This is a genomic window from Mycobacterium bulgaricum (assembly GCF_041287165.2).
In the GTDB taxonomy this organism is placed as follows: domain Bacteria; phylum Actinomycetota; class Actinomycetes; order Mycobacteriales; family Mycobacteriaceae; genus Mycobacterium; species Mycobacterium bulgaricum.
Genome location: NZ_JBGGKV020000007.1, coordinates 195,962 through 217,596, shown reverse-complemented (window position 1 = coordinate 217,596; position 21,635 = coordinate 195,962). Strand labels below are relative to the sequence as shown.

At 68.5% G+C, this 21,635-nt stretch carries 22 protein-coding genes; 15 read left to right on the top strand and 7 right to left on the bottom strand.

Annotation, left to right across the window (positions count from 1 at the left end; translation table 11 throughout):
- The first annotated feature begins 60 nt into the window (after positions 1 to 60).
- Positions 61 to 2,295, top strand: coding sequence for a glycoside hydrolase family 3 C-terminal domain-containing protein (locus tag ACAG24_RS19775; protein WP_370475750.1), 2,235 nt, complete (start codon positions 61 to 63; stop codon positions 2,293 to 2,295).
- Here ACAG24_RS19775 and ACAG24_RS19770 read toward each other — a convergent pair.
- A complete protein-coding gene (locus tag ACAG24_RS19770; RefSeq protein ID WP_370475749.1) occupies positions 2,255 to 2,920 on the bottom strand; it encodes a nitroreductase family protein in 666 nt (221 codons plus the stop codon). The two genes, ACAG24_RS19775 and ACAG24_RS19770, sit on opposite strands and share 41 nt — an antisense overlap.
- Positions 2,921 to 2,988: 68 nt before the next feature.
- Between ACAG24_RS19770 and ACAG24_RS19765 the strand changes: the two genes are divergently transcribed.
- Positions 2,989 to 3,135, top strand: a complete 147-nt coding sequence (locus ACAG24_RS19765) for a DUF1059 domain-containing protein (RefSeq protein ID WP_011893038.1) — start codon at positions 2,989 to 2,991, stop codon at positions 3,133 to 3,135.
- A 77-nt stretch (positions 3,136 to 3,212) separates the two neighbouring features.
- On the opposite strand, the gene ACAG24_RS19760 is transcribed toward ACAG24_RS19765, so the two are convergent.
- Both ACAG24_RS19760 and ACAG24_RS19755 read right to left on the bottom strand, forming a co-directional pair.
- The gene (locus ACAG24_RS19760) at positions 3,213 to 4,232 is read right to left on the bottom strand and encodes an Rv1157c family protein (protein WP_374150791.1); all 1,020 of its coding nucleotides are present in this window, start codon (positions 4,230 to 4,232) and stop codon (positions 3,213 to 3,215) included.
- A gap of 59 nt (positions 4,233 to 4,291) precedes the next feature.
- On the bottom strand, positions 4,292 to 4,906 hold the full coding sequence (locus ACAG24_RS19755; RefSeq protein ID WP_370474977.1) for a hypothetical protein: 615 nt from the start codon (positions 4,904 to 4,906) through the stop codon (positions 4,292 to 4,294).
- Positions 4,907 to 5,065: 159 nt separating this feature from the next.
- Between ACAG24_RS19755 and ACAG24_RS19750 the strand changes: the two genes are divergently transcribed.
- Complete coding sequence (locus ACAG24_RS19750; protein WP_370474998.1) at positions 5,066 to 6,283, top strand: mannosyltransferase; 1,218 nt, start codon at positions 5,066 to 5,068, stop codon at positions 6,281 to 6,283.
- On the opposite strand, the gene ACAG24_RS19745 is transcribed toward ACAG24_RS19750, so the two are convergent.
- On the bottom strand, positions 6,231 to 6,512 hold the full coding sequence (locus ACAG24_RS19745) for a 4a-hydroxytetrahydrobiopterin dehydratase (protein ID WP_370474976.1): 282 nt from the start codon (positions 6,510 to 6,512) through the stop codon (positions 6,231 to 6,233). The genes ACAG24_RS19750 and ACAG24_RS19745 overlap by 53 nt on opposite strands.
- Positions 6,513 to 6,539: 27 nt before the next feature.
- Between ACAG24_RS19745 and ACAG24_RS19740 the strand changes: the two genes are divergently transcribed.
- From ACAG24_RS19740 to ACAG24_RS19725, 4 genes are all read left to right on the top strand, one after another.
- Complete coding sequence (locus ACAG24_RS19740) at positions 6,540 to 6,941, top strand: (deoxy)nucleoside triphosphate pyrophosphohydrolase (protein WP_370474975.1); 402 nt, start codon at positions 6,540 to 6,542, stop codon at positions 6,939 to 6,941.
- Between the two features lie 87 nt (positions 6,942 to 7,028).
- Complete coding sequence (locus ACAG24_RS19735) at positions 7,029 to 8,105, top strand: hypothetical protein (RefSeq protein ID WP_370474974.1); 1,077 nt, start codon at positions 7,029 to 7,031, stop codon at positions 8,103 to 8,105.
- A gap of 11 nt (positions 8,106 to 8,116) precedes the next feature.
- Positions 8,117 to 8,422: a hypothetical protein gene (locus ACAG24_RS19730; protein WP_370474973.1), complete on the top strand. Its 306-nt coding sequence runs from the start codon at positions 8,117 to 8,119 to the stop codon at positions 8,420 to 8,422.
- A 46-nt stretch (positions 8,423 to 8,468) separates the two neighbouring features.
- Positions 8,469 to 8,687, top strand: a complete 219-nt coding sequence (locus ACAG24_RS19725; RefSeq protein ID WP_370474972.1) for a hypothetical protein — start codon at positions 8,469 to 8,471, stop codon at positions 8,685 to 8,687.
- Here the strand turns inward: ACAG24_RS19725 and ACAG24_RS19720 are convergent, their stop codons facing one another.
- A complete protein-coding gene (locus ACAG24_RS19720; RefSeq protein WP_370474971.1) occupies positions 8,688 to 8,960 on the bottom strand; it encodes a hypothetical protein in 273 nt (90 codons plus the stop codon).
- A 287-nt stretch (positions 8,961 to 9,247) separates the two neighbouring features.
- On the opposite strand from ACAG24_RS19720, the gene typA reads away from it, so the two are divergent.
- Both typA and ACAG24_RS19710 read left to right on the top strand, forming a co-directional pair.
- Entirely contained in the window at positions 9,248 to 11,155 is a 1,908-nt protein-coding gene (gene typA, locus ACAG24_RS19715; protein WP_370474970.1) for a translational GTPase TypA, read from the top strand.
- Between the two features lie 35 nt (positions 11,156 to 11,190).
- The gene (locus ACAG24_RS19710; RefSeq protein ID WP_370474969.1) at positions 11,191 to 13,056 is read left to right on the top strand and encodes an ABC transporter family substrate-binding protein; all 1,866 of its coding nucleotides are present in this window, start codon (positions 11,191 to 11,193) and stop codon (positions 13,054 to 13,056) included.
- Here ACAG24_RS19710 and ACAG24_RS19705 read toward each other — a convergent pair.
- Positions 13,040 to 14,272 (bottom strand): chloride channel protein, encoded by a 1,233-nt coding sequence (locus ACAG24_RS19705; RefSeq protein ID WP_370474997.1) that lies wholly within the window; start codon positions 14,270 to 14,272, stop codon positions 13,040 to 13,042. The two genes, ACAG24_RS19710 and ACAG24_RS19705, sit on opposite strands and share 17 nt — an antisense overlap.
- Before the next feature lie 69 nt (positions 14,273 to 14,341).
- On the opposite strand from ACAG24_RS19705, the gene mshB reads away from it, so the two are divergent.
- The 4 genes from mshB (at position 14,342) to ACAG24_RS19685 (ending at position 19,472) form a co-directional block, all read left to right on the top strand.
- On the top strand, positions 14,342 to 15,196 hold the full coding sequence (mshB, locus tag ACAG24_RS19700; RefSeq protein WP_370474968.1) for an N-acetyl-1-D-myo-inositol-2-amino-2-deoxy-alpha-D-glucopyranoside deacetylase: 855 nt from the start codon (positions 14,342 to 14,344) through the stop codon (positions 15,194 to 15,196).
- A 112-nt stretch (positions 15,197 to 15,308) separates the two neighbouring features.
- A complete protein-coding gene (locus ACAG24_RS19695; protein ID WP_370474967.1) occupies positions 15,309 to 15,767 on the top strand; it encodes a hypothetical protein in 459 nt (152 codons plus the stop codon).
- Positions 15,768 to 15,863: 96 nt separating this feature from the next.
- The gene (locus ACAG24_RS19690) at positions 15,864 to 18,443 is read left to right on the top strand and encodes a bifunctional FO biosynthesis protein CofGH (protein ID WP_370474966.1); all 2,580 of its coding nucleotides are present in this window, start codon (positions 15,864 to 15,866) and stop codon (positions 18,441 to 18,443) included.
- A 120-nt stretch (positions 18,444 to 18,563) separates the two neighbouring features.
- Positions 18,564 to 19,472: a fumarylacetoacetate hydrolase family protein gene (locus ACAG24_RS19685; protein WP_370474965.1), complete on the top strand. Its 909-nt coding sequence runs from the start codon at positions 18,564 to 18,566 to the stop codon at positions 19,470 to 19,472.
- 39 nt (positions 19,473 to 19,511) lie between these two features.
- Here the strand turns inward: ACAG24_RS19685 and ACAG24_RS19680 are convergent, their stop codons facing one another.
- Positions 19,512 to 20,057, bottom strand: a complete 546-nt coding sequence (locus ACAG24_RS19680; RefSeq protein ID WP_370474964.1) for a YceI family protein — start codon at positions 20,055 to 20,057, stop codon at positions 19,512 to 19,514.
- Between the two features lie 99 nt (positions 20,058 to 20,156).
- On the opposite strand from ACAG24_RS19680, the gene ACAG24_RS19675 reads away from it, so the two are divergent.
- Complete coding sequence (locus tag ACAG24_RS19675; RefSeq protein ID WP_370474963.1) at positions 20,157 to 20,921, top strand: glycoside hydrolase family 16 protein; 765 nt, start codon at positions 20,157 to 20,159, stop codon at positions 20,919 to 20,921.
- A gap of 381 nt (positions 20,922 to 21,302) precedes the next feature.
- Entirely contained in the window at positions 21,303 to 21,626 is a 324-nt protein-coding gene (gene fdxA, locus ACAG24_RS19670) for a ferredoxin (RefSeq protein WP_370474962.1), read from the top strand.
- Positions 21,627 to 21,635 lie beyond the last annotated feature (9 nt).

Sequence of the window (21,635 nt, the reverse complement as noted above, 5' to 3'; positions counted from 1 at the left end):
TCTCGTCCCGACAATGCTACCTAGTACCTTATAGGTAGTAAGTAAGAGAAGGGAGACGCTGTGCCGACTACGGAACAGCTCACGCTCGAGGAAAAAGCAGCGCTGCTGTGCGGACGGGACTTCTGGAGCACCACGCCCATCGAACGCGTCGGTGTCCCGTCGATCGTGCTGACCGACGGGCCGCACGGTGTCCGTCTTCAGGAGGGTTCGCCGGATCATCTGGGCTTGCACGACAGCCGCCCCGCGACGTGCTTCCCGCCGGCGGTAGCGGTGGGCAGCAGCTGGAATCCGGCCGTCGCAGAACGCGTCGGGTCGGCGGTCGGCAGGCAGGCTCGGGCGCTGGGTGTGCACGTGGCCCTCGGGCCGGGCGTGAACATCAAACGCTCACCCCTATGCGGGCGCAATTTCGAGTACTACTCGGAAGATCCCCTGCTGACAGGAGTGCTTGCGGCCGCACACGTCCGGGGGCAGCAGGCGCACGGTGTCGGGGCATCGATGAAGCATTTCGCGGCCAACAACCAGGAAACCGACCGCATGCGCGTCAGCGCCGACGTCGACGAGCGCACGCTGCGGGAGATCTACTTCCCGGCTTTCGAGCGCGTTGTCACGGACGCGCGACCCGCGACGGTGATGTGCTCGTACAACCGGATCAACGGTGTTCACGCCTCCGAGAATCGTTGGCTGCTCACCGATGTGTTGCGTGAACAGTGGGGGTTCACCGGGGCGGTGGTTTCGGACTGGGGCGCCGTGCGGGACCCTGTCGCCGCGCTGCGGTCCGGGTTGGATCTGCAGATGCCGGGGACGGGCGGAGCAGGCGCGCGGCGCATCGTCGAAGCCGTGCAGGCGGGCGAACTCGACGAGTCGGCCGTCGACGCCGCCGTCGACCGCGTGTCGACGTTGACGAGGCTGGCGGCTGCCTCCGGCGGCGAGCTCGATCTGGGCGCCGACCACACGCTCGCCCGCGAGCTCGCGACCGAGTGTGCGGTGTTGCTCAAGAACGACCACGACACGTTGCCGCTGGCCGCCGGCGCGCGCATCGCCGTCGTCGGGGAGTTCGCCCGGACGCCGCGATTCCAGGGCGGCGGCAGTTCCCACATCAACGCCACCCAGGTAGACGCGGCCCTCGACGCCATCCGTGAGTTGTGCTCGGGAAGCGTGGCATTCGCGCCCGGATTCAGCACTGACGGGTCCGGTGAGGCCGCCGAGATGGTGGACGACGCGGTGGCAATCTCTCGCCGCGCCGACGTCACCGTCGTGTTCGCCGGGCTGGCCGAGCAGGACGAGTCCGAGGGCTTCGACCGCGACGGAATAGCACTGCCGGACAACCAGATCGCGCTGATCCGCGCCGTTGCCGCCGTCGCTCCCCGAACGGTGGTGGTGCTGTCCAACGGTGGCGTGGTCTCGCTGGAACCCTGGCACGACGACGTCGATGCGATACTCGAAGGGTTCCTGCTCGGCGAGGCCGGCGGCGGTGCCCTCGCAGACCTCTTGTTCGGTGTCGCCAATCCCTCGGGACGACTCGCCGAGACCATTCCGATGCGGCTGGCCGACACCGCCAGCCATGTGAATTTTCCCGGCGAGCTGGGGCATGTCCGCTACGGCGAGGGCGTGATGGTGGGTTACCGCTGGCATGAGACCGTGGGTCTGCCCGCACGGTACCCGTTCGGACACGGGTTGTCCTACAGCACGTTCGACGTCGGTGGGCTCAGTGTGGAGGTCACCGGTGACGACACCGCGCGCGTGTCGGTGACCGTCACCAACGCCGGCGGCCGGGCAGGAAGCCATGTCGTCCAGGTCTATGTGTCGACGTCGGCCGGTCCCGTTCGCCGACCGCGGCGCGAGTTACGCGCGTTCGCCAAGCTTCACTTGGGAGCCGGTGAAACCCGAACCGCAACAATGGAATTGGACCGCCGCGCCTTCGCCTACTGGAACGTCGACCGCGCAGGGTGGGTTGTCGCGCCCGGTGAGTACACCGTGCAGGTGTGCGAGAACGCCGCGACCGTGACCCTCCAGGAATCGGTCACGCTCCACGGCGATCACCTGGTCGACGCGCTCACCATGGAGTCGACGGTCGAACAATGGTTCACCCACCCCGTCGCAGGCCCCGCGCTACTCGCCGAGTTCGCGGCCGGGGCGGACGCTGCCGAGCAGGCGCCCGACATGCTCCGGATGGTCGGATCCATACCGATGAGAACGATCGTCGCCATGCTCGGCGACGCGGCGCCGGTCGCCAAGCTCGAGGAGATGATGGAACTCAGTCGCCGAGAGGCCGACCGTCGAACCTCTCTCGCGTGACGAACTCCGAAACCGGCCGGCGCGTGAGCTTGCTGACCTGGTGCAGCGGCTTGCCCAGCGGCAGCACCGCGGCCACGGCGTAGCCGTCGGGGATGCCGAGCAGTTCCTTGACCCGCGGCTCCTCGGCGACGGCCATCGTGGTCAGCACACCGCCGAAGCCCTCGTTGCGCGCGGCGAGCAACACGTTCCACACGAACGGGTAGACCGACGCGCCCGCGATCACGCCGACGCGGTCGAGGTCCTGGTCGAAGGCTGCCACCACGCCGAGATCGACGCACACGACCAGGACCACGGCCGACGTCAGCAGCGGCGTCGACAGCTCGGCGGGCACCTCGGTGGCCGCGAGCTGCTCGACAGATATCTGCATGGGCTGCAACGGGTTCCACGGGCCTTCGCCGTTGCGCTTCTGCGCGATGTAGCGGCGCGCGCCCGTCGCACACAGTGCGCCGAGGGCCTCCCGCGTGCCCAGGTCGCGCAGCGCGATCACCCGCACGCCCTGGCGATTGCCGCCGCTCGGCGCGAACCGGGCGTTGTCGAGGATGCGCCCGAGGACGTCGTCGGGAAGCGGATCGTCGGTGAACCGCCGCACGGCTCCGGTCGTCCGCATCACGTCGTAGAGGTCCATGTCGACGATCTTGTCTCATGCCGCGGTGGACGCTGCGCCATGGTGAACTGCTGTGCCATTGTGAAGTCATGAAGACTCACCTCAACTGCCCCTGCGGCGAAGCGATCACCGGCAAGGACGAGGAAGACCTCGTCGAGAAGGCTCAGGCGCACCTGTCAGAGGTGCACCCGGGTCGCGACTACGATCGCGACGCCATCCTGTTCATGGCCTACTGACCCCTTCGCGAAATATCATTCCGGGCTGCGCCCGACGCACGGATCACAGCCCGGAATGATATTTCGCGGTTCGGGGGTCAGGGAACGACCGTCGAGCCAATCGTCGGCATGAACTGGCACTGCTTCTCGGTCGTCGTGACCTGACCGAAGATCGTCGACATGATGCTTCCCGATCCCGTGTCGGCGATCGCAGTGAGCGTCGTCGGGCCCTGGGGGTTCAGGTCGGGGCGCGGCTTCAGGGTGACGCTGCCCGATTTGCCGGTCGTGAGGTTCACCCAGGTGGCGTTCAGCGGCAACTTCTGCTCGGCCGCGGGGCCGGGAGTCCCGATCGCGGTGAACACGTAGGCCGTCTGGCCCGGGCCGGGGCCGGGCAGCGGGATCGTCGCCGGGCCCGCCACCGAGATCGCGGCCGCGAGCACATTGCCGCCGTCGGCGAGGCAGCCGTTGCTGATCGACGGGTAGAGAAAGTCCTGCGTGACGGGCGCGTTCGGACCGGTCAACCCCGGTGCAGCAGCCCCGGGGGCCGGTGCGGCCCCAGGCGCAGCGGCAGGAGCGGGCGCGGCGGCAGGCGCGGGAGCCCCCGGCACGCTCACGGGTGTCGCGACCTCAGGTCCCGGCGCGGGCCCGGGCGCCGGCGCAGCGCCGGGCGCGACGGCGGCGGTCGGGGCATGCGCCACCTCGGGCAGCGCCTCCGGCGCGGGGCCGACGGCGTGCGCGGGGTTGATGCCGGCCGGAAGATGCGCCTCCATCCCCGGCACCGCGCCGGTGGCGGGAACGTGGGCGACGGGTTGCGCGGCAAACGTGTTGACCGCCGACGCGACGTCGCGGGAGGGCTGCGGTGCGGCCATGTCTCCCGCGAACACCGCGGCGGCGGCCATCAACATCGATGCCGCATTGGTGGGATCGGACGCGGCCTGCTGGATCACCGGGCCGAGGCTCTGCATCGCGGGCAGGCCGGGGGCCAAGGTCCCGTCGATCGGCAGCGGTGCGGGCAGCGGCGCTGCCGGCTGGGCGTGAGCTACTGCGGTCACGCCGACCGTCAGCAATGCAGCAGACGTGCCCACTGCCATCGCGGTGATGAGCCGGTTCGTGGTCATGATCCCCCAATGCGTCATTGGTTCACTGGATTTCAGGTGGCCTGGATGAGTTCAGCGGGTCACGGCAGAGCCGCGAGCGGGGTGAACATCGGCGGAATCGCAGGAGCGGCCGCAGGTGCGGCGGCCGGCGCGGTTGCCGCCGGTGCCGTAGCGCCGGTGGGCAGCAGGCCGGCCAGCAGGTTGCCTTCGGGCATCAGCCCCGCGAGTCCGAGCTGATCGGTCAGGCCGGCCAGCGGCGACACCGGTGCGGCGGCCGGCGCAGTCGTCGTGGTGTTCGCGACGGGCACCGTCGTGATGTTGCCGCCGGGCAGCGCGGTCGCGCCGGGCAGCGCGGTGGTCGCCGGCACTGCAGTTGCGCCCGGCAGCACGGCTGCCGGCTGGGGCAGATTGATCGACGCCGTCGCTCCCGGGCCCGTCACCGGCGTCGCCGGGGTGGTGGTCGCGGTCGCGGCGGGCGCGTTGCCCATCAGGTTCGTGAAGCCCTGCATCAGCTGCGTGGCGGCGGCCGGGTTGGCGGCCAGCTGCTGGAGGAACGGCAGGCCCGGGATCTCGGGCGCCGGGGCCGGCGCGGGTGCGGGCTGCGCGGTGGCCGAGGCGCTGAACGCCACCGCCGCCGAGACCGCCCCAGCTGCGGCGATCATCGTTGTTGCGAACAATTTCGGGGTGCGGTGCATCAGAGATCTCCCAATCCTTGGTCGGCCGTGAATGACATCGATGTCATGCCTGCACCCGAAGCTAGCCTGTTACTAGAGTTACTCAAGTGACACTTGTGGCATTTATGCAACCGTTACGGCCTTGAAGGCGGATGGTGACCGCTCGCTAGAGTCGGTCGGATAGACACCACCGAATCTGAGGCGCCGACGCTCGGAGCCCGTCTGGCACGGCTCGCGCCCGCGCTTCTGATCCTCAGCATCGCCGCCCGGCTCGCCTGGACCTATCTGGTGCCCAACGGCGCGAACTTCGTCGACCTGCACGTTTACGTAGGGGGCGCCGCCGAACTGGACGGCCCCGGCACCCTCTATGAGTACGTCTACGGCGACCAGACTCCGGACTTCCCGCTCCCGTTCACCTATCCGCCGTTCGCGGCCGTGGTCTTCTTCCCGCTGCACCTGCTGCCGTTCGGGCTCGTCGCGTTCGCGTGGCAGGTCGGCATCATGGCTGCGCTCTACGGCGTGGTGCGGCTCAGTCAACGCCTCCTCGGTGGGGGAGACCGGCGTGTCGCGATGCTGTGGACGGCGGTCGGCATCTGGACCGAGCCGCTGCGCAGCACTTTCGACTACGGGCAGGTCAACGTGCTGCTGGTGCTCGCGATCCTGTACGCGGTTCACACGTCGAAGTGGTGGCTGTCGGGTCTGCTGGTCGGGCTCGCCGCCGGCGTGAAACTCACCCCCGCGGTGGCCGGCCTGTATTTCGTCGGCGCCAGGCGGTGGGCCGCGGTGCTGTTCTCCGCGGTCGTGTTCTTTCTGACGATAGGCGTGTCCGCGCTCCTGGTCAGCGGCCAGACCCGGTACTACTTCACCGAACTGCTCGGCGACGCCGACCGCGTCGGCCCGGTCGGCACGTCGTTCAACCAGTCCTGGCGGGGCGGCATCTCGCGGATCCTGGGTCACGACGCCGGCTACGGGCCCGTCGTGCTGATCGGTGTGGCCGTGACGGCATTGCTGGCGCTTCTGGCGTGGCGCGCGATCGGCGGGGCGACCGACAAACTCGGCGGCATCGTCGTCGTCCAGCTGTTCGGATTGCTGCTGTCCCCGATTTCCTGGACACACCACTGGGTGTGGCTCATCCCGTTGATGATCTGGCTGCTGCACGGCCCGCTGCGCGCGCAGTTGGGTGCGCGAGTGCTGGGCTGGGGATGGCTGACGCTCACCGTGGTCGGAGTGCCCTGGTTGCTCAGTTTCGCGCAGCCGACGATCTGGGTGATCCCTCGGCCCTGGTACCTCGCGTGGGCCGGTCTGATCTACATTCTCGCGACGTTGGCGACGCTGGGCTGGATCGCTATCCGAGGATCCCGTCGATGTCCCGAGCCATCTGCAGATCCTTGTCGGTGATGCCGCCCTCGGAGTGCGTAACCAACGCGAAAGTCACTGTCCGCCAGCGGATATCGATATCGGGGTGATGGTCCTTGCTTTCGGCGTGCTCACCGACGCGCCGGACGGCGTCGATCCCGTCGAGGAACGCGGGGAACTCGACCGACCGCCGCAACGCGCCGTCGGCACGCTCCCAGCCGTTCAGTTCGGGCAGTGCGGCGTCTACTTGTTCATCCGTTAACACAGCCATGTCCTCGAAGGTATACCGTCTGCGCCGATGCCAAACCTGATCGTGGTGGCGGGGGCGCTGATCGAGGACGGGGCGCTGCTGGTCGCACAACGCAACCGTCCCTCCGAGCTGGCCGGGTTGTGGGAGTTGCCCGGCGGAAAGGTTGCGCCGGGGGAAAGCGAACAATCTGCGCTCGCCCGCGAGTTGCACGAGGAGCTCGGCGTGTTGGTGACGGTCGGTGATCGGATGGGAGAGGACATCGTGCTGAGCGCGTCGATGCGCTTGCGTGCCTACGTCGTCACCCGCACCGGCGGCGAACTGACCGCCCACGACCATCGGGCCCTGCGGTGGGTCCGCGCCGACGAACTCGACGACCTGCCGTGGGTGCCCGCCGACAAAGCATGGCTGCCGGATCTGGCGCACGCGCTCGGCGCGGGCGAATTCACGTAACGCTGCGGCGATTTCGCGGCCTCCTTTTCGCCACGGGGTTACGCAACCGGCCGGCCCGGCGTCGGTCGCGCACTATTGTCCCGACTCATGCGCGTGCTGCGGTTCATCTGGCGGGGGGTGCTCGCCTTCGACCGCATCGGGTCGCGCATCCCGCAACTGCTCCAGATGTGGCTGGTCGAACTGTTCTTCGCGCTTCCACTGACGTTCTTCCTCGCCAAGGCGATCGACATCCGCGGGGCATTCGGCGTGCCCGGCACCGGCGAGTCGATGCCGGGGGTCTTCTGGGGTGCGCTCGCGGTTGCGCTGGTGGCCGGCTTCTTCTTCTTTCGTGGGCTGGTTCGCCCGCGGATGGTGCAGGGCTCGTGGACCCCGACGGTCTCGGCCGACGTCGGTGACTTCACCGTCGTCGCGGGCAACCGTTCCTGGACCGCGCACTACGTCTACCTGACGAGCCATCCGTCGTACACGCTGCTCCTGCTGCTGACTGCGCCGATCCCGGCGGTCATGGTGCTCGCGACCGAGAACAACGGCGACAGCACCTTCTACTTCCGGGTGGCCGGATTCGTCGGCCTCATCGTGCTGGCGTGCATGGCGGTGGCGCGGCTGTCGGCCTGGTATCTCTTCCGTTTCGGGCGCAGCGCGCTCGATGCTCAGACGGCCGCGGCGGGGATGTCGCAGCGCAAGCTCGGGTGGGAGATCGCGTGGAAACCGGTGCTGATGTTGATCGTGATGATCTACGCGACCGTCGCGATCCCGCTGGGTTGGATGTTCTGGCAGGAGAAGCGGACGATCGACGCGCTGCCCGTGGTCGCTGCCGGGGACGACTCCGCCGCCGGCGAATATCGGCGGGTCGAGGGACGCTTGGCGGGCGAACCCGTCTACTGGGCCCCCAACGGCACCGGACGCGGTGGCAACAACTTCGCGGGAGCCGGTGTGCTGGTGGACATTCCGACCGGCGGTGAGGTGCTGCTGTTGGCCGAGTCGCTGTCGGTGCCCGACTTCGTCGGCGTCATGAAAGACGTGCGGGACCGCACGGTGCGCGCCCAGGGCAAGGTCATCGACGGCATCACCGAGGATCAAGTCAAGTACTACGGCTTCGATCTCGACGACTTCCCGGAACCGCCGGCCGACGGCCGCGTGATGGTGCTGCTGTCCTATCCCTGAGGAGGAAGACTATGACGACAGACGAACGAATGTGGAAGGCCGCGACGTGGTCCGCGCCGTTCGCCGTTCAGGTGGTGATCGCCGTAACCGGCGTGGCCGCATGGCTTCTGGGCACGATCCATGGAACGGAGGACGACGCGGACCGGCAGTTGGTCCTGCTTCTGGGGACCGCCGTCGCGGTGCTCGTGTCGGCCGTGGTCGGCGGTGTGCTGCTGACCCGGCCGGATCCGAAGCAACGCGGCATCGGCCTCGCGGTCTTCGCGTCGGCCGCGACGGTCCTCATCGGAGGTGCCGGCGTTGCCATCACCTTCTTCTGAGCAGAATCGTTTCGGCCCAGCCTCTTTCGTGGCGTGCGCGGTCAACATGCTGGTACTCGAACTGATCACCTGGTTCCTGATGCCGATGTGGATATTCGTACCGTTCATCGTGCTGCCGCTCGTCGCCGTCAACGCGGCGATCGCCTTCGGCCTGACCAGGATTCGCGCGGCAGCACAGATCGGACGCGGCATGCTGATCTCCTGCATCGCGGCGCCGCTGTCGATCGCGCTCGCCTTCGGCGCGATCGTGAACTTTCAGGTGTGACTAGTAGCGCAGGTGGTCGCTGACGACCCGCACATCCCGGCGAGTGCCCGGGTGGGATATCGCGTGGATCGGATGCGTGAGCACCGGATGCCGGCACTGTGGGCACGAGGCCTGGCTGCGGTTGGCAGAGCTGAACGTCAGGTGACGACACTCGCCGCACCGCACCACGTAGAACGCGCCGATCCAGTTGGCCAGACCCAGGAAGATCGCCAGCGTCGCGAGCGTGGCGAGCATCGTGATCAAAACGATGGTGAGTACCGAGTAAACCGTCATGAAGGCACCTCCAGAAAACGCCCGACGGGTGCTGTCCACGGTACGCCCGGACCCGAACCGGCGTCAGGCCTTCCGGGCTCGCTTGTAGACCTTTTCGAGCTCTTTGCCCCTGATTCCCAGGAGTTCGGCCTTGTGGACCTTGTGCAGGACGAGGGGGCAGCGCTTGCAGCGGGGCTTGCTGCGGCAACACTTTTTCTTCGGTTTGGCGCCGACAAGCTTCTCGATTTTCAAGTGACGGGAATCTCTCGTTTTCGCGATCGGTGCAGTGCACTGCGACAATCACCGGCGTGACTGCACGCCCCGATTTTCGCAACGTCGCCATTGTTGCTCACGTCGACCACGGCAAAACGACCCTGGTCGACGCGATGCTGCGCCAATCGGGTGCGTTGAGCCACCGCGGCGACGATGCGATCGAACGGCTGATGGATTCCGGTGACCTGGAAAAGGAAAAAGGAATCACCATCCTCGCCAAGAACACGGCCGTCCACCGCCACCATGCCGACGGCGGCATGACGGTCATCAACGTCATCGACACCCCGGGCCACGCCGATTTCGGCGGTGAGGTGGAGCGCGGGCTGTCTATGGTCGACGGTGTCGTGCTGCTCGTCGATGCCTCCGAGGGGCCGCTGCCGCAGACCCGCTTCGTGCTGCGCAAGGCGCTGGCCGCGCATTTGCCGGTCATCCTGGTCGTGAACAAGACCGACCGGCCCGACGCGCGCATCGCCGAGGTCGTCGAGGAGAGCCACGACCTGCTGCTCGATGTGGCCTCCGATCTCGACGAGGAGGCGCAGGCCGCCGCGGAGAAGGCGCTCGACCTGCCCACCCTCTACGCATCGGGCCGTGCAGGCATCGCCAGCACCACCGCGCCCGCCAACGGCGAGAACCCCGACGGTGAGAACCTCGATCCGCTGTTCGATGTGCTGCTCGAGCACATCCCGCCGCCGCAGGGCGATCCGGAGGCGCCGCTGCAGGCGCTCGTCACCAACCTCGACGCATCGGCCTTCCTCGGCCGCCTGGCGCTGATCCGCATCTACAAGGGCCGCATCAAAAAGGGTCAGCAAGTCGCCTGGATGCGCGACGTCGACGGCCATCCCGTCATCACCAGCGCCAAGGTCACCGAGCTGCTGCGCACCGTCGGCGTCGAGCGCACCCCCACCGACATCGCCGAGGCCGGCGACATCGTCGCGATCGCCGGTATCCCCGAGATCATGATCGGCGACACCCTCGCCGACCCCGAACACGCGCACGCGCTGCCGCGCATCACCGTCGACGAGCCCGCCATCTCGGTGACCATCGGCACCAACACCTCGCCGCTGGCGGGCAAGGTCTCAGGCCACAAGCTCACCGCGCGAATGGTCAAGAACCGTTTGGACTCCGAGCTCGTCGGCAACGTGTCGATCAAGGTCGTCGACATCGGCCGGCCCGACGCGTGGGAGGTCCAGGGTCGCGGCGAGCTCGCGCTGGCCATCCTCGTCGAGCAGATGCGCCGCGAGGGCTTCGAGCTGACCGTCGGCAAGCCGCAGGTCGTCACCCAGACCATCGACGGCAAGCTGCACGAGCCGTTCGAGGCGCTGACCATCGACAGCCCGGAGGAACACCTCGGCGCCATCACCCAGCTGATGGCTGCCCGTAAGGGCCGGATGGAGCAGATGACCAACCACGCCGCCGGATGGGTGCGGATGGACTTCATCGTGCCCAGCCGCGGCCTGATCGGGTTCCGCACGGACTTCTTGACGCTGACCCGCGGAACCGGCATCGCCAACGCCGTGTTCGACGGCTACCGGCCCTGGGCGGGAGAGATCCGCGCCCGCCACACCGGGTCGCTCGTGTCCGACCGCAGCGGTCAGATCACGCCGTTCGCGATGATCCAGCTCGCCGACCGCGGCCAGTTCTTCGTCGAACCCGGCCAGGAGACCTACGAGGGCCAGGTCGTCGGCATCAACCCGCGCGCAGAAGACCTCGACATCAACATCACCCGCGAGAAGAAGCTGACCAACATGCGCAGCTCGACCGCTGATGTCATCGAGACGCTGGCCCGCCCGCTGGAGCTCGATCTGGAGAAGGCGATGGAGTTCTGCGCCGAGGACGAATGCGTTGAGGTCACGCCGGAGATCGTGCGCGTCCGCAAGGTGGAGCTGACGGCCTCGCTGCGGATGCGGGCGAAGGCACGCGCCAAGCAGCAGGCGCAGTCGTAGCCGGCGCGCGGACGCGCGGTCTATACGCTGAGGACGTGCCGACCGCCCGCCGACTCTTGACCTGCGCGGTCGTGTCGAGTGTGTTGTTCACCGGCGGCTGCACGGTCAGCCCCCCGCCCGCGCCGCAGAGCACGGACACCACCGAATCGACTCCGCCGCCGCCGATGAAGGCGACGCAGATCATCATGGCGATCGATTCGATCGGGCCCGGTTTCAACTCGCATCTTCTGTCCGACCAGTCGCCGGTCAACGCGGCGATCAGCTCACTGGTCCTGCCGAGTGCGTTCCGTCCTGTGCCTGATACCCGGACACCTACGGGCTCGTCATGGGAGATGGACACCTCGCTGCTCGAGTCGGCCGAGGTCACCAGCCAGGACCCGTTCACGGTGACCTACAAGATCCGTCCGGAAGCGCAGTGGACGGACAACGCCCCGATCGCGGCCGACGACTTCTGGTACCTGTGGCGGCAGATGGTCAGCCAGCCCGGTGCGGTCGACCCGGCCGGCTACGACCTGATCACCGGTGTGCAATCCATCGAGGGCGGCAAAACGGCCGTCGTCACGTTCTCCAGGCCGTACCCGGCGTGGCGCGAACTGTTCAACGACATCCTGCCCGCACACATCGTCAAGGACGTCCCCGGCGGTTTCGCGGCCGGACTGGCGCAAGCGCTGCCGGTGACGGGCGGGCAGTTCCGGGTAGACACCATCGACCCGCAGCGCGACGAAATCCTGCTGGCGCGCAACGATCGCTACTGGGGCGAGCCGGCCACCCCCGATTTGATCCTGTTCCGCCGCGCGGGCACATCCGCCGCGCTGGCCGACTCGATCCGCAACGGCGACACCCAGGTCGCCCAGGTGCACGGCGGCTCGACCGCCTTCGCGCAGCTGTCCGCGATTCCCGACGTGCGGACCGCGCGCATCGTGACCCCCCGCGTCATGCAGCTGACGCTGCGCGCCCAGCAGCCCGCGTTGAGCGAGACCCGAGTGCGCAAGGCGGTCTTGGGGCTGCTCGACGTCGACCTGCTCGCCGCGGTCGGCGCCGGCGACGACAACACGGTCACGCTGGCGCAGGCCCAGGTGCGGTCGCCCTCGGATCCCGGCTACGTGCCGACGGCGCCGCCCGCGATGACGCGTGAGGAGGCGATGGCGCTGTTGGGGGAGGCCGGCTACCAGGTCGAGCCGGTCGAGGCGCCGGACCCGCCCGCACCCGCACCGCCGGAGAACAACCGCGGCAGGCTCGTCAAAGACGGTCAGCCGCTGACACTGGTGCTGGGGGTCGCCGCCAACGACCCGACGTCGGTGGCCGTCGCCAACACCGCAGCCGACCAGCTGCGCAACGTGGGCATCGCGGCTTCGGTGTCGGCGCTGGACCCCGTGACCCTGTACGGGGAGGCGCTCGTCGACAACACCGTCGACGCGGTGATCGGCTGGCACCCCGCAGGCGGCGACCTCGCGACGTCGCTGGCGTCGCGGTACGGATGCCCTGCCCTGCAGGCCACCGCGATCCCGACCACGGCGGGGGCGCCGTCGCCCACCCCGGACGCGCCGGAACCACCCGAGACGACGGAGCCGTCACCGCCTCCGCGCACCACGTCAACGCAGACGCCGCCTTCGCCGGCGCCGGAGGCGGGGCAGCTGGTGCAGGCGCCCAGCAACATCACCGGCATCTGCGATCGCAGCATCCAGCCCAGGATCGACGCGGCGCTGCACGGGACCGCCGACATCGCCGACGTGATCGACGAGGTCGAGCCACGGTTGTGGGAGATGTCGACGGTGCTGCCGATCCTGCAGGACACCACGATCGTCGCGGCGGGGCCCAGCGTTGCGCACGTCAGCCTGACCGGCGCGGTGCCGGTCGGCATCGTCGGCGACGCCGGCACGTGGGTCAAGCTTCCGCAGTAGACCTGCGTCGTCGGCGAAGGACGCCGATCCCGTACGACGCGTACGCGCCGACCGCGAACACGGCCAGCAGCCACAGCGGGGGACGGGCGAGCTCCCACACGAACAGTGCCGCGAACAGCGGGGAGCGTTGCGTGATCGCCAGCACGCCCGCCGCGCAGCTCAGCGACACCGCGGACACATGCAATTCCGTTCCCGCCCAATGGTTCACCGCCACCGTCACCAGTGCCCCGGCGGCCGCGCCGGTGGCCAGCGCCGGGGTGAGCAGGCCGCCCACCGCACCCGCCCGCAGGAACAGCGTGGTGAGCAGCGGCTTGAGAATCAGGATCAGCGCCGCCGAGGTCAGCGTCAGCTCGCTGTTCATGCTGACGTCGAGGATGCTGCGGCCGTTGCCCGGTAATTCGGGCAGCCAGATCGAACAGACCCCGGTCAACAAACCCGCGGCGGCGATGCCCGGAATCACCAGCCAGGAGCCGAGTTTCAGCTGCGGCAGCGCATTCATCACCCGGTCGAACGTGAACCCCACGGCCACCGCGAGGGGCGCCAGCGCCAGCGCCAGAAAGCCCAGCAGATACGACAGATCGGCCTCCGGCCACGACAGCGGGTGCTCCAGATGGGTCACGGGTGCCGCGACGGCGACCGCGATGCTCGACGTGATCAGCGCAGCGCCCAGTGCCCGCGGATGCCATGTGCCGAGCAGGATGCGCGCGGCGAACACCGCACCGCCCAGGGGAACGCTGTAGACGGCGCCGAGGCCCGCGCCGGCGGCGCAGGCGAGCAGCATCGTGCGGTCCGCCTCGGTCAGTGCGAGCCGGGAGACACCGAGATCGCCCCATGCCGCGGCCAGTTGGCGTGGTGCGCCCTCGCGGCCCAGCGAGGCCCCGGACCCGACCAGAAGCACCTGAAGGCCCGCGTCGGCGGACATCACCAGCCGCGGAACCGGTTGCTCGCCGGCGAGCGTCGCCGACAGCGAGGGCTGCCTGCAGCGCCTGCGCAGAACCCACCAGCCGAAGCCGGCCAACGCGCCGCCCAGCATCGGGCCCACCGCTCGGCGGACGGGGTTGCTGCCTTCGATGCCGTCGAGCAGCGAGCCGAACGTGTAGTGGTAGGTGAGGTGCTCGAAGCCGTGCAGCAGCAGCGTGGTGGCCGCGCCGGCAATCCCCGCGAGCACGCCGATGATGACGAGCGCGCACCCGAAGTGGACGGCGCGGCGGTGCACGGGAGGCACGAGGGGAATGTATGCCAGGGCGGGCGTCTGCGGCGGGCAACGAGCGGGCAAGCTGGTCGGATGGAGACGCCCCGGCTGCTTTTCGTCCACGCCCACCCCGACGACGAGACGATCACGACGGGCGCCACGATCGCGCACTACGTCGCGCGCGGGGCGCAGGTGCAGGTCATCACCTGCACGCTCGGTGAGGAGAGCGAGGTCATCGGCGACGAGTGGGCGCAACTCGCGGTCGACCACGCCGACCAGCTCGGTGGTTACCGCGTCGCGGAGCTGACCGCCGCGCTGGCCGCCCTGGGGGTCGACCGTCCCCGCTACCTGGGCGGGGCGGGCCGCTGGCGCGACTCCGGCATGGCGGGCACACCCGCCCGCGCGCAGGAACGGTTCGTCGACGGAGACTTCGCCGAACAGACACGCGTCCTCGCGGCGGCGATCGACGAGCTGCGCCCGCACGTCGTCGTCACCTATGACCCGAACGGCGGATACGGCCACCCCGACCACATCCACACGCACCGGGTGACGATGGCCGCCGTCGAGCAGGCATCGTGGCGGGCGCCCAAGCTTTATTGGACGGTGACGTCGGCGACGGCTCTGGCCGCCGGTCTGAGCGACATGGGCGACGTGCCCGACGGGTGGATCAGGGTGTCCGCCGACGACCTGCCTCAGTTCGGTTTCGCCGACGACGCGATCGACGCGGCGCTGGACCTGGCGCCACATTCGGCCGCCCGAGTGGAGGCGCTGCGCGCCCATGCCACCCAGGTGACGGTCGCTCCCGACGGCCGAAGCTTCGCGCTGTCGAACAACCTTGCGCTGCCGGTCGACTCGACCGAGTACTACGTTCTGGTTGCTGGAGACGCGGGCGAGCGTGACGACCGCGGCTGGGAAAGCGACCTGCTTTCGGGATTGACCCTGGGTTGACGGCATCCGAACGGGTAGGCTCCCGGCAACCGACGCGTACGGAGGGATAGGACATGGACCCGGATCTGGATCCCAACCTGCAGCACTGGCAGGACCGTCTCGACAACTACCAGTGGGTCGTCGGCTCGCTCGTCTCGCTGCTCGACAGCATCCCGACCTGACGGCGCCCGTCACGCCGGCCCACAACCGGCTCCGTGTCGTTCTTTTGACGCTGCTCGCCGTCGACGGTGTTCTTTCGGCTCTGATGGCCGTCTTCTTCCTCCCCCTGCGAATCGGCCCCGTCCCGTTCCCGATCAGCGCGCTGCTCAGCGGCGCCCTCAACGCGGCGCTGGTGTGGGCCGCATTCCAATGGACTTCGGTACCCCGTCTTGCTGCGCTTCCGCTATGGGCGTGGTTGGCGACGGTCGTGATGTTCACGGTGGTCAATCCCGGTGAGGACATCGTGCTCGGTGGCAGCGGTGTCATGGAGTTCGGCCCGGTGCTGCTCGTCGCGTTCGGGGCGCTGCCCGCGGCATGGATCGTGACCCATCCGCCGTCGGGTGGGGCGGGCGCCTCACGAAGCGTCCGGTGACTACTGTGATGTCCATGTCATGCGCACGGCAGGCACATCCGGTTTCACATCGTGAGACGCGCGGATGATCCGACACGACGCCGGGGTTACAGGGAAGTGGCTCTGAACAACCAGCGCGGCGCCGATCTGCCCAGCCCGGTAGTCCCACCGAAGTCCGACGCGCCCAGCCCTGCCGCTCTGCGGCGGGTGCTCCGGCGAGCGCGGGACGGGGTGGCCCTGAACGTGGACGAGGCCGCGATCGCGATGACCGCCCGCGGCGAAGACCTCGCCGATCTGTGCGCGTCCGCCGTGCGGGTGCGCGATGCGGGCCTGGAGGCCGCGGGACGCCGCGGGCCGGGTGGCCGGCTGCCGGTCTCGTATTCGCGCAAGGTGTTCATCCCGGTCACCCACCTGTGCCGCGACACGTGCCACTACTGCACCTTCGTCACGGTCCCCGGCCGGCTTCGGGCCGAAGGTCGCGGCATGTTCATGGAGCCCGACGAGATCCTCGAGGTCGCGCGTCGCGGGGCCGAAATGGGTTGCAAGGAAGCGTTGTTCACCCTCGGGGACCGGCCCGAGGCGCGCTGGGACGAAGCCCGGCAGTGGCTCGACGAGCGCGGCTACGACTCCACGCTGGACTACGTGCGTGCGATGGCCATCCGGGTGCTCGAAGAGACCGGTCTGCTGCCGCATCTGAACCCGGGCGTCATGTCGTGGTCGGAGCTCTCCCGGCTCAAGCCGGTGGCCCCGTCGATGGGCATGATGCTGGAAACCACGTCCAGGCGGCTGTTCGAAACCAAGGGCGAGGCGCACTACGGGTCACCGGACAAGGATCCGGCGGTGCGGCTGCGCACCCTCGACGACGCGGGCCGGCTCTCGATCCCGTTCACCACCGGCCTGCTGGTCGGTATCGGCGAAACCCTGACCGAGCGCGCCGAGACGGTGCACGCGATCCGCCGCTCGCACAAGGAGTTCGGGCATGTGCAGGAAGTGATCGTGCAGAACTTCCGCGCCAAGACCCACACCGCGATGGCCGGTGCCCCCGATGCCGGGTTGGACGATTTCCTCGCGACGATCGCGGTGACGCGCCTGGTGCTCGGGCCCAAGATGCGCATCCAGGCGCCGCCCAACCTGGTTTCCCGCGAAGAGTGCCTGGCACTCGTCGGCGCCGGAGTCGACGATTGGGGCGGGGTATCGCCGCTGACCCCCGACCACGTGAACCCCGAGCGGCCCTGGCCCGCCCTCGATGAACTCGCCGCCGTCACCGCCGAGGCCGGCTACGAGTTGGTGCAGCGGCTGACCGCCCAGCCGCAGTATGTGCAGGCCGGGGCGGCCTGGATCGATCCCCGCGTGATGGGGCACGTGAGCGCGCTGGCCGACCCCGACACCGGGTACGCGGTGGACGTCAACCCGGTCGGGCGGCCCTGGCAGGAGCCCGACGAGGCCACCGAGTCCCTGGGCCGGGTCGATCTGCACAGCGCGATCGATTCCGAGGGCCGGTTGACCGAAACCCGCAGCGATCTCGGATCGGCGTTCGGGGACTGGGAATCGATCCGGGCCAAGGTCGAGGAGCTCGCCGCCCGCGCCCCCGAACGTCTCGACACCGACGTGCTGGCCGCGCTGCGCTCGGCGGAGAAGGACCCCGCCGGATGCTCGGATGCCGAGTATCTGGCGTTGGCCACCGCCGAGGGCCCGGCGTTGGATGCCGTTGCGGCTCTGGCTGATTCGCTGCGCCGCGAGGTGGTGGGCGAGGACGTCACGTTCGTTGTGAACCGCAACATCAACTTCACGAACATCTGCTACACCGGCTGCCGGTTCTGCGCGTTCGCGCAACGCAAGGGCGATGCCGATGCCTACTCGCTGTCGACGTCCGAGGTCGCCGACCGCGCGTGGGAAGCCCACGTCGCCGGCGCCACCGAGGTGTGCATGCAGGGCGGTATCGACCCCGAACTGCCCGTCACCGGCTACGCCGACCTCGTACGCGCGGTCAAGGCGCGGGTGCCGTCGATGCATGTGCATGCGTTCAGCCCGATGGAGATCGCCAACGGCGTCACCCGCAGCGGAACCTCGATCCGCGATTGGCTCACCGAGCTGCGGGAAGCCGGCCTCGGTTCGATTCCCGGCACCGCCGCCGAGATCCTCGACGACGAGGTGCGCTGGGTGCTGACCAAAGGCAAGCTGCCGACCTCGATGTGGATCGAGGTCGTCACCACCGCCCATCAGGTCGGGCTGCGCTCGTCGTCGACGATGATGTACGGCCACGTCGACACTCCCAAGCACTGGGTCGGACATCTCAACGTGCTCAAGGGAATTCAGGACCAGACCGGTGGTTTCACCGAGTTCGTGCCGCTGCCGTTCGTGCACCAGTCCAGTCCGCTCTACCTCGCGGGCGGGGCGAGGCCCGGGCCCACGCACCGCGACAACCGCGCCGTGCACGCGTTGGCGCGGATCATGTTGCACGGCCGCATCCCGTCGATCCAGACCAGCTGGGTCAAGCTCGGCGTCGAACGCACCCAGGTCATGCTCAACGGCGGTGCCAACGACCTGGGCGGCACGCTGATGGAGGAGACGATCTCCCGCATGGCCGGCTCCGAGAACGGTTCCGCCAAGACCGTCGCCGAACTCGTCGCCATCGCCGAAGGGATCGGCCGCCCGGCGCGTCAGCGGTCGACGGACTACACCCCACTGGCCGCGTAACGTTCGTCGCCCCGCGAGCGCGCGTGTTTGCACGTCGACGCGCCGTGTGCCGCGGCGTTTCGCGCACGGTCGCGCCCGCTGAGTGCGCGCAGCGCGACGGACGACTGGTAGGACGGACTCATGAAGCTGCGACGCGTGCTCGCCGACGGACGACTGGAACTGCAAGTCCTCAACGCTGACGGCTCGTGGGACTCAGCACCGGACTCGTCAGCGCTGGGCGGGGCGGTGTTCGCACCCGACTGGGAGCTGGCCAATGCCGAACGCCATCACGAGGTCTCGGGCACTGTGCTGCCGTTTCAGCCCGCGTCGTTCCGCGACTTCATGCTCTACGAGAAGCACGCCGTGGACGCCGCGCGCGGACTGGTGTCCCGGTTCATGCCCGCCGCTGCGCCCGTCGCGTCCGTCTTCGAGAAGCTCACGAGGAAGCCGTTCCCGCCGTTCAAGCCGAAGCCGCTGTTCTACCGGCAGCCGATCTACTACATGTCGAATCATCTGAGCTTCGTGCCCAGTGGCACGCCGGTCGCATTTCCCGCGTACTCCGAAGCGCTGGACTACGAGCTCGAGATCGGCTTCGTCCTCAGGGCTCCACTACGGAATGCCGCACCGCAGGAAGCGCTCGACGCGATCGGCGCCTTCGTCGTCGTCAACGACCTGAGCGCTCGCGACGTCCAGCGCGCCGAGATGGTCACCGGGCTGGGGCCGCAGAAGGCCAAACACTTCGCCTCGTCGATGTCTGCCGTCGCCGTCACCGCTGACGAGGTCCTGCCGAAGATCGGCGGTCTGACCGGATCGGTGGTGATCAACGGCCGCACCGTCAGCACGGTCTCCAGCGCGGGTCCGCAATGGCAGCTCGGCGACATGCTCGCCCACGCCTCCCGCGACGAGACACTTTATCCCGGTGAGCTTTTCGCGACCGGGACGCTGCCCGGCGGCAGCGGCATGGAGACGGGGAGCTGGCTGCGCCCCGGCGATGACCTGACGCTGACGATCGACGGAATCGGCGAGATCACCCACACGATCACGCGGTGAAGCCGCTGCGGTGTCGACCGCAGCGGCCCCACCGTGTCGTCATGCCTGCTTGAGGGCCTCGATCTCGAGAGTGATCGTCACCTTGTCGCCGACGACGGCGCCGCCGGTCTCCAGCGGCGCGTCGAAGTCGATGCCGAAGTCTTTGCGGTTCAACACAACCGAGGCCTCGAACCCGGCGACCTCGCCGTGTCCCATGCCGGGGTTGACGCCGTTGAACTCCAGGGCCAGAGAGATCGGACGGGTCACACCCTTGAGCGTGAAGTCACCGTCGAGGACGTAGTTGTCACCATCGGGGCGCACCGCGGTCGACACGAACGTCGCGGTCGGGAAATTCTGGGCGTCGAAGAAATCCGCGGCCTTCAGATGGGCGTCGCGCTGATCGTTGCGGGTGTTGACCGAGCCGACGACGATCTCGGCGGTCACCGACGGGGTTCCGTCCTCGGCGACGGTGATCGAGCCGCTGAAGTCGTCGAAGCCGCCGCGGACCTTGCTGACGACGAGGTGGCGCACCGAAAAGTTGACGGACGAGTGCACGGGATCGATCGCCCAGGTTCCGGCGGGCAGCTGCGTGGTGGCGGTGGTCATTGGACTTCTTCTTTCCTCGACGGTCGGCCGGCGGGTCCGGCGGCTTCACCGCGTGAAACGGACCGTAGTCCGAATTCATTCCCCGGCTAATCTCCCGCTATGGAAGCCAGCAGCTTCGACGAGCGATTCTCCGCAATCGACCCCGGCATCTGGACCACCTCCTACCTGCCGGCGTGGAGTTCGCGGGATGCCGCGGCGGCGACGTTCGACGTCGGTCCCGATGGTCTCAACCTCTCGATCCCGGTGTCTCAGGGATTGTGGTGTCCGGACCTGCACGACGGCCCGCTGCGTGTCTCGGTGATCCAGAGCGCGAACCGTTCCGGTCCGCTCGGATCGACCGACGCTCCGCAGCCGTTCCGCGACGGCCTCGTCGTCCGCGAGGAGCAACCGACCGTGCTCGGCTTCGTCCCGCACTACGGCACCATCTCCGTGACGTGCACGGCTCACCTCAGCTCGCGGTCGATGTTCTCGGCGTGGATGGTCGGGCTGGAGGACGAGCCGGACCGGTGCGGCGAGATCTGTGTGATGGAGGTCTTCGGTGACACGGTGGCCGACGGCCGGGCTGCCGTGGGGCAGGGGATCCACCGGTTCAGGGACCCCGCTCTGCGTGAGGATTTCTCGGCCGAGACGCGGGACCTCGACATCGGGCAACCGCACACCTATTCGGTGGAATGGCGCCCGGATTCGGTCGAATTCTCCATCGACGGCGTGGTCACCCGCACGAGTGACCAGGCCCCCGGCTACCCGATGTTCCTTTTCCTCGGGGTGTTCGACTTCCCAGACCGGCCGGGACCCCGCGATCACGTGCCACGGATGACCGTCAGTCGGCTGACGTATACGCCGCTGCCGTCGCTGAGGTCGTAGTCGTGCTGAGGTCGTAGTCGCGGGCTGCGAACGTGCGCGAAATGCCAACCGCGGCGGCGTGTCGCCGTGCAGACCCGCGCGCTCGCGGTGCGGGGATCGTGGCCGGGTTTGCCGCGGGGTCGGCGTCGGTCGGGCACGCGAGCGGCGTGCGCGGGCGCATGGACCTCAGCGGCGTGGGTACTAGGCGAGCGGTAAGTGAGACGTTTAGTATCTGTAACCACGCGCAACCCTTAACCGGGTTTGCGCGGAAGTTAGGGCACACTGAGACACGCGTCCAACTAACGGCAGGGATACTTGCTGGGATTGGTTGCGGGATCAGCGAGTCCTGCCTAGTCAGCAGCCCACTGGACAGGTAGTTCGAGAGAACTTGAGGAGTAGTTCGTGACGTACGTCATTGCCGAGCCCTGCGTCGACGTCAAAGACAAGGCGTGCATCGAGGAGTGCCCCGTCGACTGCATCTACGAGGGCGCTCGCATGTTGTACATCCATCCGGACGAGTGCGTCGACTGTGGCGCCTGCGAGCCGGTGTGCCCCGTGGAAGCCATCTACTACGAGGACGATGTCCCCGACCAGTGGAGCGGATACACCCAGAACAACGCGGACTTCTTCGCGGAACTGGGTTCGCCGGGCGGCGCGTCGAAGGTCGGCCAGACCGACAACGATCCGCAGGCCGTCAAGGACATGCCGCCCCAGGGTGAGGGCTGAGCACGCCTG

What these genes read in the sequence shown, in the direction of transcription:
- ACAG24_RS19770 (WP_370475749.1), bottom strand. Translation starts at nt 2,920, where the DNA reads ATGGACCTCTACGACGTGATGCGGACGACCGGAGCCGTGCGGCGGTTC.
- ACAG24_RS19765 (WP_011893038.1), top strand. Translation starts at nt 2,989, where the DNA reads ATGAAGACTCACCTCAACTGCCCCTGCGGCGAAGCGATCACCGGCAAG.
- ACAG24_RS19760 (WP_374150791.1), bottom strand. Translation starts at nt 4,232, where the DNA reads ATGACCACGAACCGGCTCATCACCGCGATGGCAGTGGGCACGTCTGCT.
- ACAG24_RS19755 (WP_370474977.1), bottom strand. Translation starts at nt 4,906, where the DNA reads ATGCACCGCACCCCGAAATTGTTCGCAACAACGATGATCGCCGCAGCT.
- ACAG24_RS19745 (WP_370474976.1), bottom strand. Translation starts at nt 6,512, where the DNA reads ATGGCTGTGTTAACGGATGAACAAGTAGACGCCGCACTGCCCGAACTG.
- ACAG24_RS19740 (WP_370474975.1), top strand. Translation starts at nt 6,540, where the DNA reads ATGCCAAACCTGATCGTGGTGGCGGGGGCGCTGATCGAGGACGGGGCG.
- ACAG24_RS19735 (WP_370474974.1), top strand. Translation starts at nt 7,029, where the DNA reads ATGCGCGTGCTGCGGTTCATCTGGCGGGGGGTGCTCGCCTTCGACCGC.
- ACAG24_RS19730 (WP_370474973.1), top strand. Translation starts at nt 8,117, where the DNA reads ATGACGACAGACGAACGAATGTGGAAGGCCGCGACGTGGTCCGCGCCG.
- ACAG24_RS19725 (WP_370474972.1), top strand. Translation starts at nt 8,469, where the DNA reads ATGCTGGTACTCGAACTGATCACCTGGTTCCTGATGCCGATGTGGATA.
- ACAG24_RS19720 (WP_370474971.1), bottom strand. Translation starts at nt 8,960, where the DNA reads ATGACGGTTTACTCGGTACTCACCATCGTTTTGATCACGATGCTCGCC.
- mshB (WP_370474968.1), top strand. Translation starts at nt 14,342, where the DNA reads ATGGAGACGCCCCGGCTGCTTTTCGTCCACGCCCACCCCGACGACGAG.
- ACAG24_RS19685 (WP_370474965.1), top strand. Translation starts at nt 18,564, where the DNA reads ATGAAGCTGCGACGCGTGCTCGCCGACGGACGACTGGAACTGCAAGTC.
- ACAG24_RS19680 (WP_370474964.1), bottom strand. Translation starts at nt 20,057, where the DNA reads ATGACCACCGCCACCACGCAGCTGCCCGCCGGAACCTGGGCGATCGAT.
- ACAG24_RS19675 (WP_370474963.1), top strand. Translation starts at nt 20,157, where the DNA reads ATGGAAGCCAGCAGCTTCGACGAGCGATTCTCCGCAATCGACCCCGGC.